At 36.2% G+C, this 16615-nt stretch carries 13 protein-coding genes; 3 read left to right on the top strand and 10 right to left on the bottom strand.

Going from position 1 to position 16615, the window contains the following annotated elements; translation table 11 throughout:
• Positions 1–9 precede the first annotated feature (9 nt).
• The gene (locus tag ACE38V_RS00575) at positions 10–141 is read left to right on the top strand and encodes a DUF3941 domain-containing protein (protein ID WP_075981472.1); all 132 of its coding nucleotides are present in this window, start codon (positions 10–12) and stop codon (positions 139–141) included.
• A 210-nt stretch (positions 142–351) separates the two neighbouring features.
• Here the strand turns inward: ACE38V_RS00575 and ACE38V_RS00570 are convergent, their stop codons facing one another.
• On the bottom strand, positions 352–1215 hold the full coding sequence (locus tag ACE38V_RS00570) for a CvfB family protein (RefSeq protein WP_375839177.1): 864 nt from the start codon (positions 1213–1215) through the stop codon (positions 352–354).
• Positions 1216–1348: 133 nt separating this feature from the next.
• On the opposite strand from ACE38V_RS00570, the gene ACE38V_RS00565 reads away from it, so the two are divergent.
• Positions 1349–1840, top strand: coding sequence for a YajQ family cyclic di-GMP-binding protein (locus ACE38V_RS00565; protein ID WP_375839176.1), 492 nt, complete (start codon positions 1349–1351; stop codon positions 1838–1840).
• Between the two features lie 113 nt (positions 1841–1953).
• Here ACE38V_RS00565 and ACE38V_RS00560 read toward each other — a convergent pair whose 3' ends face one another.
• Both ACE38V_RS00560 and asnB read right to left on the bottom strand, forming a co-directional pair.
• Positions 1954–3489, bottom strand: coding sequence for an alpha-amylase family glycosyl hydrolase (locus ACE38V_RS00560; RefSeq protein ID WP_375839175.1), 1536 nt, complete (start codon positions 3487–3489; stop codon positions 1954–1956).
• Between the two features lie 230 nt (positions 3490–3719).
• A complete protein-coding gene (gene asnB / locus ACE38V_RS00555; protein ID WP_375839174.1) occupies positions 3720–5570 on the bottom strand; it encodes an asparagine synthase (glutamine-hydrolyzing) in 1851 nt (616 codons plus the stop codon).
• Between the two features lie 161 nt (positions 5571–5731).
• On the opposite strand from asnB, the gene ACE38V_RS00550 reads away from it, so the two are divergent.
• Positions 5732–6298, top strand: coding sequence for a DUF2777 domain-containing protein (locus ACE38V_RS00550; protein WP_375839173.1), 567 nt, complete (start codon positions 5732–5734; stop codon positions 6296–6298).
• Between the two features lie 184 nt (positions 6299–6482).
• On the opposite strand, the gene ACE38V_RS00545 is transcribed toward ACE38V_RS00550, so the two are convergent.
• The 7 genes from ACE38V_RS00545 to ACE38V_RS00515 form a co-directional block, all read right to left on the bottom strand.
• A complete protein-coding gene (locus tag ACE38V_RS00545) occupies positions 6483–7580 on the bottom strand; it encodes an ABC transporter permease (RefSeq protein ID WP_375839172.1) in 1098 nt (365 codons plus the stop codon).
• A complete protein-coding gene (locus ACE38V_RS00540) occupies positions 7577–8785 on the bottom strand; it encodes an ABC transporter permease (RefSeq protein ID WP_375839171.1) in 1209 nt (402 codons plus the stop codon). Before ACE38V_RS00540 ends, ACE38V_RS00545 begins: the two co-directional genes overlap by 4 nt.
• A 67-nt stretch (positions 8786–8852) precedes the next feature.
• Complete coding sequence (locus ACE38V_RS00535; RefSeq protein ID WP_375839170.1) at positions 8853–9785, bottom strand: ABC transporter ATP-binding protein; 933 nt, start codon at positions 9783–9785, stop codon at positions 8853–8855.
• 319 nt (positions 9786–10104) lie between these two features.
• Complete coding sequence (locus ACE38V_RS00530; RefSeq protein WP_375839169.1) at positions 10105–13011, bottom strand: EAL domain-containing protein; 2907 nt, start codon at positions 13009–13011, stop codon at positions 10105–10107.
• Between the two features lie 133 nt (positions 13012–13144).
• Positions 13145–13501, bottom strand: a complete 357-nt coding sequence (locus ACE38V_RS00525) for a YisL family protein (protein WP_375839168.1) — start codon at positions 13499–13501, stop codon at positions 13145–13147.
• A gap of 104 nt (positions 13502–13605) precedes the next feature.
• Positions 13606–14511, bottom strand: a complete 906-nt coding sequence (locus tag ACE38V_RS00520; RefSeq protein ID WP_375839167.1) for a fumarylacetoacetate hydrolase family protein — start codon at positions 14509–14511, stop codon at positions 13606–13608.
• A gap of 475 nt (positions 14512–14986) precedes the next feature.
• Positions 14987–16585: a long-chain-fatty-acid--CoA ligase gene (locus ACE38V_RS00515; protein WP_375839166.1), complete on the bottom strand. Its 1599-nt coding sequence runs from the start codon at positions 16583–16585 to the stop codon at positions 14987–14989.
• Positions 16586–16615 lie beyond the last annotated feature (30 nt).

The following is a 16615-nucleotide window of genomic DNA, read 5'->3' as shown; positions in this document are numbered from 1 at the left end:
TATTTTTTTATGCCGCATACTTCTGATAATGATAAAAAAGCCAAAGATAATAACGCCCTTCGACATGAAAAAAATATGATGCGTGAAAAAAATCGCAAAGCTGGCAAGCATCAGTATTCTAAAAAAACGGATCATTTATAATAACAACGGAAGACGGGCTAATTCCATTAGCCCGTTTGTTTTATACTTTAAGAAAGAAATTGGCAGCAGTGATGAGAATCGACGTAGTGGCCAATTTTAGGAATAAAATATGAGGCCACAAGGGAAGCTTCCAAGTAACCCAACGCATCCGAAAAAAGCGGTGAACTACTCCTCTCATTCGCCTGAGGCTCGCCAATCGTCAAGTTTTCTTTATCGATTTTTGCTATAGGTCCAACCCTCTTCCTGATAAATCTTCCCTTCCTTAATCAATTTTCCCAAAGCTCGCTTAAATGCCCCTTTGCTCATGTGGAAGCGTTCCTCTATATCCTCATGTCTGCTCTTGTCCCCATATGGCATGGCACCGTTTCTTGACATTAAATATTGATAAATCCGCTCTGCATCGTCATCGATAGCTTCGTGTTTTCTGGGAATTAAAGAAACATTAATCGTTCCATCTGGTTTCACATCAATAATTCTGCTTTCTACCTTTTCACCTAATCGAGGCTCCACTTTTCTTTGAGATTCATGAATAAACCCTTTAAATCCCTCTACGGAAAATATCCAGCTTCCCACTTTCGCTGTCCGATAAATATGACCTTGAATGCTTTTATTAAATTGCTCACGCGTTGCATGAATTCTTTTTTCTTCAAAAATAGTGTCAGTCGCAAGCTTGACATAGATGCGGTGATTGCGGCTCACTCTCAAGGTTATGTATAATAAATCATCCTTCTCTGGCCAAACCGATTGATGTTTAGGAAGATCCTCTTCTCCTAATAGCATTTCCTTTTGAATTCCAATATCCACAAATACCCCGACGCCGGGCTTCACATCACTAACTTTTGCCCAATCATATGCCCCCACCGTAATCGTTGGGACAGAAGTGGTTGCTGCAACTCTTCCTTCATTATCCATATAGAGGAATACTTCCACTTTTTCTCCTTCCTCTAATACCTTGTCTGTCTCATTTGCATGCAATAGGACATCTTCCGTCCCATCTGTAAGAAAATAACCAAACTGTGCAACCCGTGCAACCGTTAATTCCGTCACTTGACCGATAAAATCAATAATTGCCATATCCATTCCTCCTGTATCTTTATATAAAAAATTCTTTTACATTTGTGGATGTTTTATTTGAAAAGTTGTATGAACTGCTATATTTTACTATAATGAAGGCTGAAAGGGAAAACTGTTTTTTTTGGAGGTCATTATGTCTAAAGAAAGTTCATTTGATATTGTATCCAAAATCGATCTATCTGAAGTCACAAATGCGATTAATCAAACAATGAAGGAAATTACCACACGTTATGACTTTAAAGGAAGCAAAAGCGAAGTCACTCTCGATAAAGAAGAACTTGTCCTTATTTCTGATGACGAGTATAAGCTAGGTCAATTAAAGGATGTTTTATTTGGAAAAATGATTAAACGCGGCATTCCAATCAAAAACCTTGATTACAGTAAGATTGAAGGAGCCTCAGGCGGTACGGTCCGTCAGAGAGCAAAGCTCATTCAAGGGATTGATAAAGAGAACGCCAAAAAAATCAATACTATAATTAAAAATAGCGGATTAAAGGTCAAAAGCCAAGTACAAGATGACCAAGTCCGTGTTACCGGGAAAAATCGAGATGACTTACAAAAAATTATTGCAGCTGTAAAAGAGGCAGATCTTACGGTTGATGTCCAATTTGTGAATTATCGTTAAGCTTCCTCAAGCGATTCTTGATAAACCTGAAAAAAGCGAGCGTAACCAGATGCACTCGCTTTTTTTCATATCTTTATCAAGCAATGACGCATTCTTCCTCATACCTAAACAGCTTAAGCTCTTTTTCTTTTTGACCTTTTCCAAATTACCACAATAAACACAATAAATAATAGATACACTAAGCCCATTGCAACGATATATTGATAATTAAGACCTGATTTTTCAGCCAACACATAAATTTCAGCCTTATCACGATCCAATATGATATTGTATTCATTGTTTTTACTCTTTACTAGATCCCCTGCTAGCAGACCTCTCAACTCCTTATCTGCTGCTAATTCGTTATCTGTTAACGTCACTTTTTGTGTCTTTGTAGTATTGTTTAATGCAATGATAGAAGTTTCACCCTTGAATTCCCGTTTATAAACAGCCATCCCATCCTTGGAATAAAGAACCTTAAATGTCCCGTTTGCTAGAGAAGGAAGCTGCTTGCGGACCTCTACCAGCTTAGTAATATACTCTACTAGCTCTTGATCGGTACGAAAATCCATTTGATTTTGACCATCAGCACCTTTACCTCCATCTAAAGCAATTTCACTTCCATAATAGACAACCGGAACTCCAGGAGTTGTATATAAATAGGTTAAAGCGAGCTTCCATCTTGGTCCTGGATGTTGATTTAGAATGACCGCATCTCTTGTAAAACGAACCGTTTCAGGAGTATCCATAAAAGTGCCCATTCGCATTGAATTTTGGATGCTTGTCATTTGCTCCTTATCCATTTCCAATACCTTGTCCAAGGATTGGTCAGGCTCAGCAAAGGCTTCTCTTAATGGCGGATTCAATGGGAAATCTAATAAGCCATCAATTCCGCTATCTTGATAGGACTTTAAATAGTTTGTATCTTTCGATTGAACATCACCCAATAAATAAACATTGGATTTTATTGTTTTTACTTCCTTTACAAAATCCTTCCAAAAGCTTAGCGGAACATAATTCATCTGATTCAAACGATATCCGTCTATATCCGTTTCTTCGATCCACCATTTCGCGCAATCAATTAAATATTTCTTTACTTCCTGATTATTCTGGTTTAAATCAGGAAGTCCATTCACCCAACCTTTCTCTAAGTCCTGTTGATCACTGCTGTTACGAATTGCTTTTTCTTCATGAAACCATGCCTTTTTTGTTGAATCATTCAACCAAGGATGATTTAGCGCCACATTATTCGTGACAAAATCAATCATGACCTTCATGTTTCGTTTATGAGCTTCCTTAACTAACTTCTTAAAGGTTTTTAAAGATCCAAAGTGTTCATTCGTTTTATAAAAGTCCCGAATCGAATAGCCTTGAAAATCATTCTTTTTACTTTCAAAAATAGGGGATAAATTAATCGTGGTAAACCCCATATCGTGTAAATAATCTAACTGATCGATAACTCCTTGAAAATCGCCACCGTGATATTTTGCTGGATCCTTTGTATTGACATTAAAATCATTTGTTTGATCACTATTATTAAATCGATCCACTGAAATATAATAAATAGTTTCATCCTGCCAATCACGTGCTTCTTTTTCTGCTGCCTCAACCGGCAGGCAATAAAAAAGAAGTAACGGAATCAAGATGAAAGTGAGTACGCTTCTTCTCATCTCCGCCCCCTTCTTCGAAATCTTCATATTTTGAATCATTCGACTCCTTTGTTCACATCCATTATAAAAGCTTAACCAAACAATGTACCCACAACAAAGTATATCAAATTATCGGAAAACATCTAGTAGAAGTCATTCTGTTTTTCTTAAAGACTTTTTTATCTTCTTCCTAACTCTAAATCTCTTAACTAAAAAAGAACACCACCCAAATGGGTGATGTCCAAACGATTTTAGTGATCAACGATATTAATATGATAATGATTAAACCAATGATGAATTTGGACTAATTGAGCTAAAAGCTGCGGACCAGTCATCAATTGTCCAAACCACGGTTCCTTAAAAGAGTTGCCCTCTGTTTCGATTAAATTCGTTAACTTCTCCTTATTAAAAAACTCAAAAAGCACGGATTGCTTATCGCTCATAATATCACGTAAAATAGCCTGTACCGCCTTCGTATATTTCGGATGGTGGGTCTTCGGATATGGACTCTTTTTCCGATACAAAATATCCTCTGGCAATATTCCTTCTAAAGCTCTTCTTAATAATCCCTTCTCACGATCCCCATACATTTTCATATCCCAAGGAATATTCCAAACATACTCCACTAAACGGTGATCAGCAAAAGGTACCCTCACCTCCAGACTAGCTCCCATACTCATGCGATCTTTGCGATCTAACAAGGTGGTCATGAACCAAATCATATTTAAATAAAATAATTCTCTTCTTTTCGCATCTTCCTTGCTTTCTCCATCTAATTTTGGAGTCTCCGCAATCGAATCGCGATACTTTTCAAGCGCATATTCCTTTAAATTTAAACGTTTTTGCCAATGGTCACTTAATAATCCTTGTCTTTCTTCTATGGAACGCATCCATGGAAATCCTTCCCGATGAAAATCCTCTGAGCGGTGAAACCAAGGATACCCTCCAAAAATTTCATCTGCACATTCTCCTGATAAACTGACAACAAAATCCTTTTTAATTTCCCTACAGAACCATAGTAAAGAAGAATCTACATCCGCCATTCCTGGTAAATCTCTAACTTCAATTGCCTCGAATAAATATTCAACGAGCTGGTCTTGAGAAATGACACTATAGTGGTGCTCCGTCTGAAAACGATCCTTCATCTGATTGATAAATTCCGTATCGGAATTGGGCTGAAATTCGCTTTTCTTAAAAAACTGATCATTTCCTTCATAATCAATTGAATACGTATGCAGACGACCTTTACCTTCTTCTAAATAGCTATTCGCTGCAATCGCTGTGATGGCACTTGAATCCAATCCACCAGATAGAAACGTACATAGTGGGACATCTGAAACTAATTGCCTTTTGACTGCATCATTTACAAGCTCTCTTACTTTTGCCGTTGTCTCCCCTAAATCGTCCTCATGTCTTTCACTTTTTACATTCCAGTAGCGCCATATCTTTAAGCCATTTTTGGAAAGAGTTAAGGCATGAGCTGGTCTCAATTCTTTAATTCCCCGAAACACGCCGCTTCCAGGTGTTCGTGATGGAGCCAAGCTAAATACTTCTGCTAGGCTTTCTCGATCCAGTTCCGCACGAACATCTGGATGGGAAAGAATCGCTTTTATTTCAGAGCCAAAGAGCAGACCATCATTGGTTTCCTTATAAAAAAGCGGCTTAACCCCTAAGCGATCTCTTCCAATAAAGAGCTTTTCCTTCTGTTCATCCCAAATTGCAAAAGCAAATATCCCATTAAAATATTCAACACAATTTTCTTCCCATTCCATGTAAGCTGTAAGCAAAACTTCTGTATCAGAATGACCGCTAAAAGAATATCCTTTTATTAGTAACTCTTTGCGCAAATCCTCAGTATTGTATAATTCACCGTTATAGCAAACGGTGAAAGAAGAATCATTCTTTAATCTTGTCATTGGCTGCCTGCCGCCTTCGGGATCCACAACGACTAATCTTTTATGACCAAATCCCACATGAGGTTTCAACCAGAGATTGGTATCATCAGGTCCACGTCTAGCTAAGGATTCCGTCATTTTTGAAATCGTGCTTCTTTCCTTTATCATGTCTCTTTCATATTCTATCCAGCCTGTAATTCCACACATGTCAATCTCCTCCCTTTGCGGAACATGCAGTACAGTTGAAATATGTTTTATATTATGCAGCATTTTAAAAATGGTTATTTGTCCTAAATGATATGCCCTATTGTTTAAATTCAGCTAAATCTGTCTACAAAGAATGTGAAGGATTTTAATGGAGGTTAATGATGAATAGACAGCAACGAACGAAACTTTATGAATTTCAAACCCGTGCCTTTATTGAAGGGAATGTAGAAAGCATAAATGACCAATGGGTTTTTTTCGATGTGGAAACAGACGAAGCTTCTCTATTAGATGAATTCCTTCATCAGGAAATGGAGGTTTTTCGTTTTAACCGTTGGAAAAAAGGAATTTTATTTGAAAATGGGAAAATCAGCTTCGGGGATGAAATCATCTTTTTAAAAAACCAAGATCAAGTACGGATTCGAAAGCCCCTTATTTATTCATTGGATAAATTATTAGAGGAAATTAGTGATGATGCTTTTTACCATTTTATTTCTAATTTAAACACCTTAAAATTTTCCATCTTTGATTGTCTTTATTGTTATAATCAATTAGAATTTCTCGAAAATCAAGAACGGAAAAACGGGGTAAACTTTATGATTTTCGATAATCAAGAAGAAATCTGTAATGTTCAGCATCATTTTAGTTACTTTGAAGGAAAAAGTGATCGCTTTGAATTTACCTTAAATAATGGAAAGCGATTAGTGATTGAAAAATATTTAAAAAAATGAGGAGGAATCGGCCAAAATGATTCCTCCTTCAATAATGAATTCCACTTTCATATAGATTGTACTTAAAAAAAACGTAATTTAAATACACTTAGGCAGTAGCGGACCACCTTGTTGCATTCCCACAGGAGCCGGTGTGTTCATTTTTTTATGTGAAAAAATAATAAACTATAATCGTCAGCCAAAATTAAACATGCCTTCTCTCAATCAGGCTAATGCCGACACCCATCATGACAATACCCATCAATAATAAAATCAAAATGGGAAAAGTTAATTCTGAAAACGATTGACCAGAAATCGTCACTCCTTTTAATAATTCCATTCCATACGTAATCGGTACCACTTTTGAAATCGCTATAATCACTTTAGAGGAAACAATTTCAATCGGCCAGTAAGCACCACCCACCATAGCCATGCTAACACTTATGAGCGGCACAATCGCATTATATTGGCTCATTGTCTTTACCAATCCTGTTAACAAAATAGCTAAGGCGACAATGGCGAATAAATATGGAATAATGACGACTAAAGCTTCAGCTAATCCACCATAAAAATCAATCCCAGCTCCAAATTTTAAAATGATAAAAATAAGACTGATTTGTAAATAGCCAATTAAAAATGCAAAAATCAAATGAGCCAGGTACACCTGAATTTTCTTAGTAGGAGAAATAATAAGACGATCCCAAATCCCATCACGCTTATCCTTTAATATCTCAACAACATGAAAAGCAACGGTAAAAATAGAAAAGAATAAAGCAAAGCCAAACAACCCTTGTAAGCTTTGATTATAAACCGGATCCGAATGATCCTTATAGGAGGCAGAATGAACCACCAAGGATTTATCATGTTCTAATTTTTCAATAATCCCCTTCCCTACCGTTTTATTCTTGGCTATTTCCAATATTCCTTGCTTCTGGAGCATTTCTCGATAATATCCTTCTAAATAAGAATCAATTACATATAAATTTTGTGAATCACTCACTCGGTATATGGTAAAATGGTCGGCATTAAGTTCGACACCTAGCTCTGCTTTTCCTTCTGCAATCCGATTCATCATCAATTTCTTGTCTTCAATCTTAAACTGATAAGCATCCCCTTGATTTAATTCCTTCACTATTTTTTGTAATGGTTGATTTGGCATCGAGCTATAAACCGGAATCACAACTTTTCCTGACGAGGACATCCCCATAATAAATGCAAAAGCGATGCAAATTATCGTTGTTGCAATAAAGCCGCCCGGTTTGCGTTTTAATAACAATAGTTTTGCTTTAATTATGGCCATCATGCTGAATCACCTCGATTTGGTTGAATCAATAATGCCACCGCCACCAGTAATAGGACAGTAACCATGATAGAAGACATTTGGGTTGAAATATCTGCTAAAGAATAGCCTTGCATCATTTTCATAAAGGCGGAGATTCCTGCTCCTCCAGGTGTAAAGCTTGAAAAAAATTCAAAACCTTCACCGAATTGGGATACTGGAAAAAAGCTTCCTCCCAAAAAGGCTAATATGGGAACAAGAAAGGAACCGAAAATTTGAGATGTTTTCTCCGATTTCCCACGATAGCTTATGGCTGAAAGCAAAACTGCAAATCCTCCAATCATCATAGAGAGCAAAATCGTGACAACAATATATCCAATAACATTCGACCAATGAACATGAAAAATAAGTGCAGACATGCCAAAAAGTATATTGATTTGTAAGAACACCACGATAAATGTAGAAAGAAAAATCCCTACGAAAATACTTAATTTCGGTACATTCGCAAGTAAAATTCGATTATAGACTTGGCTTTCCTTTTGTTCATAGGCTAAAGAGGCGATGGTTGAAGCAACATAGAATATAAACATCACGCTCATTCCAATGGCGTAGTAGCTTACGGTATTAATTGGTTCCTTCTTCGCTACTGTTTCGATTTTACCAATCTGTTTAGCTGTTTTTTCTTGAAGCTGAGCTGGTTGAATATGAGCAGATATTAATGTTGAATATAACGTTACCTGTTCTTCAAAACTAGTAAAGATATCCTTCACCACTTTTGACTCTAATGACTTTGATTCGTTTTCTTCCAGCTTTATTTCAGGGGCAGCTCCTATTTTGCTAAAGACATGTTGATAAAATTGCAACGAAAAATTTTCAGGAATGATAGCTATGGCACTATATTTTAGCTTTTCCTTTTCTGATGCTGGAATGGAATCTAAATATTTAATATGAATTGTCTTGTTAAGTTCCTTACTTTCTAAAACATTATGTAATAGGGTATTCGTAGGATTAAAGTCTTCCATAGCAGCAGTCATTTGTGCTTGTGTTTCTCTAGGAAGACCTGACTTTATGATGCTTTCCTTCATCTTTACTTTGGCCGCATCTGGCTGGTCTTTATTCACCACTGCAAGTTGAATATCTATATCAGGCGTCCCTCCATCGTTAATCGCACTTAAGGCAGAACCAAGAATTGCTATAAGTACAAAAGGCATTAATAATAATGTAATCAATTCACGAGGTCTCCTCCAAAACATCAGCAAATCCTTTTTGATTATGTGTAATAGCATCCTATTCACCTCAGTTTCTTAATTGACGTCCCGTTAAATGTAAGAAAACATCCTCCAGCGTAGGAGTCTCAATATTAATAGAAATAATATTGACTTTTCGAGCATCTGCAAGTTTAAATAAATCTTTTAATATATTTAATTGTTTTGGAACAATCACTGTCGCTGTGTTTTCTTGAACTGATACATGATTAATACAAGAATGATTCTTTAATTCCTGAATGAATTCATCCTTCATCATTTCCACCTTTACAATGATCGACTGCTCGGAGGATAAGATATTTTTTATATCCTCTTTTGTTCCGGAGGCAATGATTTTCCCATGATCCATGATATAGATCCGGTCACAAAGATATTCAACTTCCTCCATATAATGACTGGTGTAAAGAACGGTCATGTTCTTTTCCTTATTTAATCTTTTTACCGTTTTTAAAATATAATTCCGCGATTGTGGATCAATCCCAACCGTTGGTTCATCCATAATAATCAGCTCTGGTTCGTGTAATAGAGCAGCACCTATGTTTAATCGCCTTTTCATCCCACCGGAGAATGTCTTTACTAAATCTTTGGCCCGATCGGATAGTCCAATCATCTCCAAAGTTTCTTCTACTCTACTCTTTAAAAGCGGTTTTGGGATGCGATGAATTCTGCCGAAAAATTCGAGATTTTCTTTGGCGGTTAACTCCATATATAGTGCGATCTCCTGCGGGACTACACCGAGAATATTGCGAATTTTCTCAGGAGATTTTAAAATACTCTCGCCTTTTATTTGAATATCCCCTGAATTTGGTTGGATTAAGGAAGAAATTATGGAAATCGTAGTTGATTTCCCCGCTCCATTCGGTCCAAGTAATCCAACCGTCTCTCCCTGATGCAATTTCAAACAAACATCGCTAACAGCAATATGATTCTTAAATTCTTTTGTTAACCCAATAACCTCTAGCACAAATGAACCCTCCTTTAAAATGAATTAAAAAAAGGCTAACCCCAAATAGCATCTTCCTCAAAATTCGTTTAGAATTCTTCTCGTTGGATAGCTCTCTAAAGTTAGCCACTTAATCGTATTTTCTTTTCATTTCCAAGCCTTTTCTTCTATTTCCTAGCTTTAGATTTTGGAGAGATGTACCTTGAAATAAGCCAGACGGTATACATAAACACTAGGATAGTACCAATTATGAAGATTAGTATGATCGCCTTTGTCATCTTTGCCCCTCCATTAGCAAAATCTTGATAAATATCAAAAAGCTTGGTTACATTTCAATCTTTCAATTTGCATTAATAATTTTCTCTTCAAAAAGCTTCGTATTAAGCGGTTTATCAATAAAATAACCTTGTGCATAATGACAGTTTAATTCTTGGAGAAGGATGAGCTGATTTTTACTTTCGACTCCTTCAGCAACTACTTCTACATCCAGGCCATGTCCCATTGTAATAATCGCCTTCACAATCGCAACATCAATCGAATCTTTACTTATATTGTTAATAAATGAACGATCAATTTTCAATGTGTTAATCGGTAAATTTCGTAAATAACTTAACGATGAATAGCCTGTTCCAAAGTCATCAATCGATACTTTTACACCTAATTGCTGAAGAATTTCAAACACAGCAATACTATAATCGATATTCCGGATCATTGCACTTTCTGTTAATTCCAAAGTTAAATATTGCGGCTCAAGCCCTGATTCATACAAGGCTAATTTAACATCATTAATAAAATCATGATGCTGAAACTGATGGGCAGAAACATTAACCGCAATGGAAAGCTTCTCATGGCCCATCAATTGCCATTTTTTATTTTGCTTGCATGCCGTTCTTAGCACCCATCTGCCAATATCTCCAATTAATCCCGTTTCTTCAGCTAATGGAATAAAATCAGCAGGAGGTACCAGTCCAAGTTTCGGATGATTCCAACGAATAAGCGCCTCACTACCATAAATTTGATTTGTATTTAAATCAATTAATGGCTGATAACATAAATAAAATTCATCCTTTTGCAGTGCTTTTCGTAAATAGCTTTCAAGTTCAAGTCGTACCTTCGCTTCTTCATCCATTTCTAAAGAAAATAAGGTGATCCGATTTCCACCATATGCTTTTGAACGGTTCACGCCAATATCCGCGTTTTTAAATAGCGCATCCACATCCAATCCATCATCGGGAAACAGGCTGACGCCGATACTTGCTGCGAGAAAAATCTCTTGATTTTCAAAGTAAATGGGCTTTGAAATCGCTTCAAGTATTTTTTTGGATAACAAAATAATCTCTTCATTATTAACATTTTCCGATAAAATCAAGCTAAATTTATCTCCGCTAAATCGACCCAAAAAAGCTCCTTTTGGAAGTATATTTTGAATACGAAAGGCAATTTCCTTCAAAATTGTATCGCCTGCAAAGTGTCCAAGACTATCATTAATCATATTAAAACGGTCCATATCAATCGAAAAAACAGCAAGCTTCCGTTTCTTTTTCTTTGCCTTTTCCAGCATTTCCTTCAATGTATCCGTTAACTTCATGCGATTAGGCAATCCTGTCTCTTGATCATAATAAGCTAATTGAGTCACTTTTTCTTCGATTTTCATTTTTTCGGTAATATTTTGACCAATGCCATAAATACCAACCGTTTCCCCGTTGATGGTAATAGGAATTGTTTTTATATGATATAGATTCACTTTCCCATCTTTTGAGGGAATTTCAATATTATAATACTGATCACTACCTTTAAGAGCTCGATAGAAGTGCATCCTGACCCGTGGTATATCTTCATTTTTTAAATATTTAAGGGCTGAAGACCCAATGATTTCATGTTTTTCATAACCAAATGCCTTCAGAAAGGCAGGATTAACCGATGTAAAGTTTCCATGTAAATCAAGGGAATATACTAAATCCATATTATTATCAAACAAAGATTTATAATACTGCTCTGAAACCACTAAATAATCATTTAGATGATTAATATCTTGTTGAGATGCTTGCATTAAATGTGTGAGTGTCATTATGGAATTCATGCTATCCGGAATATTGTATTGAAAAGTTGTTGGCTTAACAATTTGCTTTTTCTCATTTTCTGATAAGGTAATCAGTGACATCGAATGACCAACAATTTCCGGTATTCCTTCTTTACTATAGCTAATTTCTCCGTTTGCAAAAAATCCTGCAGTCGAACCCAGAGAGTGGAACTCCTTTAACTCTGCCTCCGTGAAATCACGCATAACCAGTTTTCTGGCAATACAGCTATAAATAAACATGGTTTCCACAGGTTTCTTAGAAAGTTTGCGGAAAACTTTTGCGGAATCTTCCATAATTTCTTTAATATTTGGATAAGCAAGAGTGAGTCTTTCACCCTCTTTAATGGAACGATTAACAATAATCGATCCATCTTTTAATAATTTTAAAATAAATACCGAAATCTTATCGCCATTTCTCTCATAAATAAAGGGAAATTCTACACCAATCTTAGGTAGCTCCTGGATAAAATTCTCCCCTAAGTACTGTTTTATTATTTGATTAGGCTTCTTATTATCAATTGAATAAATGGTGGTTCCTTTTGATTTCGTAACAGTAAATGAATGTCCAATCTCCTGCCACTGATAATTTGAGATCGTCTTTGCTTTCAAAACCTCACTGTTTAAGGCTACTGCGACTACTCCCTTATTTGTCATTTCCGATAGATTAAAAGAAAAACTATTTTCAAAAAGGTTTTTCCCCCCTGCTATTCCTCCAGAAATCGTAATATCAGGGTTCTCATGATATACTCCCTCAATTAATTTCTGAACATCCAGATCATAGCCGGAAGGGTAAAGAAGTAGAACCTTCGTTTGAAAGGAGGTTAGCTGTGAGACCAAATTCTTTCCCATTTCAAAACTATTTTCAAAAGAATCTAAATGAAGCACTAATGAATCAACTTCCGTTTTTTCAAAAATAGTAAAAGAAAGAACAATTTCCTGTTCGAGAAGGCAGCCATCATAAATTTGTCCTGCAGTTGTACATCCAACCATGACTGCATGAGGCAATTGATTTCTTATTACTTTTTGAATATCCAATATAATATCTTTTTCCACTTGTCCCAAAAAGCCTTGAACAAGGAGATTTGGATAATCAAATAACTCGTATTCTGTAATAAAATTAATTAATTGCGCCTCATTGTCATAAACACAAGAAATTGTCTTAACCATCTGAATCACCAATTTTATAATTTTTGTTTACCTTCTAAAAATATCATACTTTCCAAGTTGTTAAAATCAATAAAAAGAAAAACCTGTCGTAATGACAGGTTTTTTAAAGAAAATATGCGAAAAATGTCACGTTTTAGAAAAGATCAGTTCCAAGTGGAAGGCTAAATCCTAAATAAAAAACAAGTACTAAGGTAATAATCAATAAAATCCAATGACCGGTTGTTTTTTTCTGTTTCACCGTTTTTACGGCAATCAACTCCAGCATAATAATGACCCAAAGTCCTACTATTGCTTTCAAAATATAAAGGCCGGTAATATTAGATATGTTAAATAGCAGCAATCCTCCAGTAATTATAATCAGTATGTAAACTAATCTTAATATCATTTGAACGATTTTTTGCCCTTTTCTTTTTCCGGATTTTGACAAACCTAATGAGATAAAAAACAAAATGAGTGCTAATACCCATGTTGTGATATGTGCATGAATCATGAATAAACCTCCTTAATTCAATGTATCAACTATCATAACATAATTTTTCAGAAAACACTAAAATTATGTTATTTACGTTGCAAAGATTAAAAAGGTCTATCATTCTACTTTTGAATATTGTTTTTTAATGTCCCTATATTTTCAATTGATATTTCTATTAAATCTCCCGGTTTTAAGAATCGCGGTGGTTTATAGCCCTTCCCTACACCTGCTGGAGTACCCGTTGCTATAATATCCCCTGGCTCAAGTGTCATACCTTTTGAAAGAACAGAAATAATCTCTTCTACCGGAAAGATAAATTGTTCTGTATTGGATTTTTGTCTAGTTTCACCATTAATCTTTGTTTCTATATTTAAATGATTGGGATTTGAGATTGAAGAAGAATGAACAATCCAAGGTCCCATTGGACAAGACGTGTCAAGACTTTTCCCAATAAAATACTGTTTATGGCGTGCTTGCAAGTCTCTTGCAGTTACATCATTAATGATGGTATAGCCGAATACATAATTAAGGGCATCCTCTCGCTTAATGCCGCGCCCCTCTTTCCCGATAATAACAGCTAATTCACCTTCATAATCTAGTTCCTTGGTTACCTCAAGGTGGTTCAATACACTAGTATTTGCACCAATTACTGTTGTTGGCGCTTTAGTGAAAATCATGGGATGTTCAGGAATATCCGCTTTACTTCCTAACTCGATAGCATGTTCAGCATAATTCTTTCCCACGCAAAAAATATTTTTACGAGGACGTGGTATAGGAGCTAATAATTCGACTTCTTCAATTGGAAGTAAAAGAGCACTTTCTTCATGTTTCTCAACCCATTGCTCAATATCCGTTACCTTTGCTAGAAACTCATCACCTAGCATAATACATTCAATCATCGTATCTGGTAAATTTGATTTTCCTGTCATCTTTCCTTCCGCTTTTTTTATAGGAAGAACGAAAGTATCCTGATGATGGACTAACCCTACAAAAACTTCTTCTTGATACTTGGCAGTAACAAACTTCATTCCAATCACCCTTTTTATGTAATTTATCCCACTCTTAACGGACATTTTGACTCCCACTTCAAGATTCTGAGAATACGAAGAAGATAAGTGGGAGATCAACTGTCCGTAAAGGTCCGATAAGTTCAACTAACCATCAGTGGGGGATGAATGGCAGACTAAAAATGCGACGTCAACACATAAGTCTGCGCACTTCACGTCCTGTGCGTCGAAAACCCCCACTGATGGAAGTTTCACTTTATGGAACTTTCATAATTATACCGTATTTCAATAGATTTATTAATACCACGGAACTCTTCAATTCCTGTAGGAAATGAACCAATTTAATCTCTTTTTCGAGTAATACGAAAATAAAATTTGGAATGGATGAGCCAGGCAAGGGGTAGAGAGGATATGAACTTAAATCTTTTCAAATGTGAATAACAAAGTGCGTACCTCGCAAAAAGGGCAGACCTTTTTTAAAAGTCTGCCCTGCCATTTAATTGACGAATTTGCCTGCTGATACTTTACCTTTCTGTTCCCAGTAATCATTGCGAAGATGAACCTTTTGAATTTTACCAGATGCGGTTTTTGGTAATTCAGGAACAAAAGTAACTCCAGTTATTGCCTTAAAATGCGCAAGCTTTTCTCTTGAAAAAGCAATTAATTCTTGTTCGGTTATCGTTCTTCCTTCTCTTAATACAACAAAGGCATGTGGTGTTTCACCCCATTTTTCATGTGGAGCAGCAATAACGGCTGCCTCAAGAACATCAGGATGCTCATAAAGAACTCCTTCAACTTCAATCGATGAAATATTTTCTCCACCACTTATAATAACATCCTTCTTACGATCAACAATATCAACCATGCCATATTCATCGACCGTTCCCATATCACCTGTATGGAGCCAGCCATCGCGAATCGTCTCCATTGTCGCCTGCTCATTCTTCCAATATCCGAGCATGACACCATTTCCTCTTACTACCACTTCTCCGATGGCTTTTCCATCATGCGCAACTTCTTCTCCTAAATCATTCACAACACTCACCCTTGTGCCAATCATCGGATATCCAGCTTTTGCCTTTAAGCGATATTGCTCCTTCATCGGCAATTTTCGTAAATGAGAACGAATCGTTGAAATAGTGCTTAATGGAGAAGATTCTGTCATCCCATATACTTGAATGAATTCCCATCCCAGTTCCCTCTCTACTCTTGTAACAAAAGCAGGCGGAGGCGCTGATCCGGCAATAACAACGCGAACATCATGCTCTATCACTGGTAAATTTTGCTCATAGAATTGCATTAGGGCATTTAAAACTGTTGGAGCCATATGAAGGATGGTAGCTTTATACTTTTCTATAGCGTAGAAAATCGTTTCTGGAGTTGCCTTTCTTAAGCAAACTTGTGAAGCTCCATTGGCTGTATAATAAAAAGGAGATCCCCAGCCATTGACATGAAACATAGGTAAAACATGGACAAGTGTATCTTTATCGCTTACGCGTAAATGGTGCATCGAAGTAAGCGCATGTAAGTAATTATTTCGATGGGTTAGCATAACCCCTTTTGGATTACCAGTAGTTCCACTCGTATAAAGCAAACTACAAACATCATTTTCATCAAGGATTGCTCGTTCAAAAGTCTGATTGGATTGCTTGCTCAACCATTCATCATAACCAATTTCGTCCGTTTCTTCATCCTTATAATGAACAATAATTGAAGTAACCGTTTTCAATTTATCCTTAATAGGAACAATTAATGGATAAAGATCTTGGTCAACAAACAGAACTTTCGATTCACTATGATCCAAAATAAATAAATAATCATCCGGCTTTAGCCGAATATTCAGTGGAACCATAATCGCTCCAAGCTGATAAATTCCATAAAACCCCTCAAGCATCTCAACAGAGTTTGGTGCCAAATACGCTACTCGATCTCCTTTTTCAATTCCCAGTTCTTTCAAACCATGGGATAATCGATTCACTCTTTCATTTAGCTCTGAATAAGTAAAAGTACGGTCATCACAATAGATGGCTTCTTTTGACCCATACAGTGATACAGCTCTGTCTAAAAAGTCTGTTAAAATTAATGGTACATTCACTTTTTTACCCCCTTTGTTAAATAGACAAAT

This window comes from Cytobacillus sp. Hz8 (genome assembly GCF_042263505.1).
In the GTDB taxonomy this organism is placed as follows: Bacteria; Bacillota; Bacilli; order Bacillales; family Cytobacillaceae; genus Bacillus_BE.
The sequence above is the reverse complement of the archived record's forward strand: the minus strand, read 5'-3'. Positions and strand labels throughout refer to the sequence as shown.

Excerpts from the sequence above, each read along its gene's own strand:
- asnB (WP_375839174.1), bottom strand. The coding sequence starts at position 5,570 with ATGTGTGGAATTACAGGCTGGATAGAATATGAAAGAGACATGATAAAG.
- ACE38V_RS00545 (WP_375839172.1), bottom strand. The coding sequence starts at position 7,580 with ATGATGGCCATAATTAAAGCAAAACTATTGTTATTAAAACGCAAACCG.
- ACE38V_RS00575 (WP_075981472.1), top strand. The coding sequence starts at position 10 with ATGCCGCATACTTCTGATAATGATAAAAAAGCCAAAGATAATAACGCC.
- ACE38V_RS00550 (WP_375839173.1), top strand. The coding sequence starts at position 5,732 with ATGAATAGACAGCAACGAACGAAACTTTATGAATTTCAAACCCGTGCC.
- ACE38V_RS00525 (WP_375839168.1), bottom strand. The coding sequence starts at position 13,501 with ATGATTCATGCACATATCACAACATGGGTATTAGCACTCATTTTGTTT.
- ACE38V_RS00560 (WP_375839175.1), bottom strand. The coding sequence starts at position 3,489 with ATGAGAAGAAGCGTACTCACTTTCATCTTGATTCCGTTACTTCTTTTT.
- ACE38V_RS00570 (WP_375839177.1), bottom strand. The coding sequence starts at position 1,215 with ATGGCAATTATTGATTTTATCGGTCAAGTGACGGAATTAACGGTTGCA.
- ACE38V_RS00520 (WP_375839167.1), bottom strand. The coding sequence starts at position 14,511 with ATGAAGTTTGTTACTGCCAAGTATCAAGAAGAAGTTTTTGTAGGGTTA.
- ACE38V_RS00530 (WP_375839169.1), bottom strand. The coding sequence starts at position 13,011 with ATGGTTAAGACAATTTCTTGTGTTTATGACAATGAGGCGCAATTAATT.
- ACE38V_RS00565 (WP_375839176.1), top strand. The coding sequence starts at position 1,349 with ATGTCTAAAGAAAGTTCATTTGATATTGTATCCAAAATCGATCTATCT.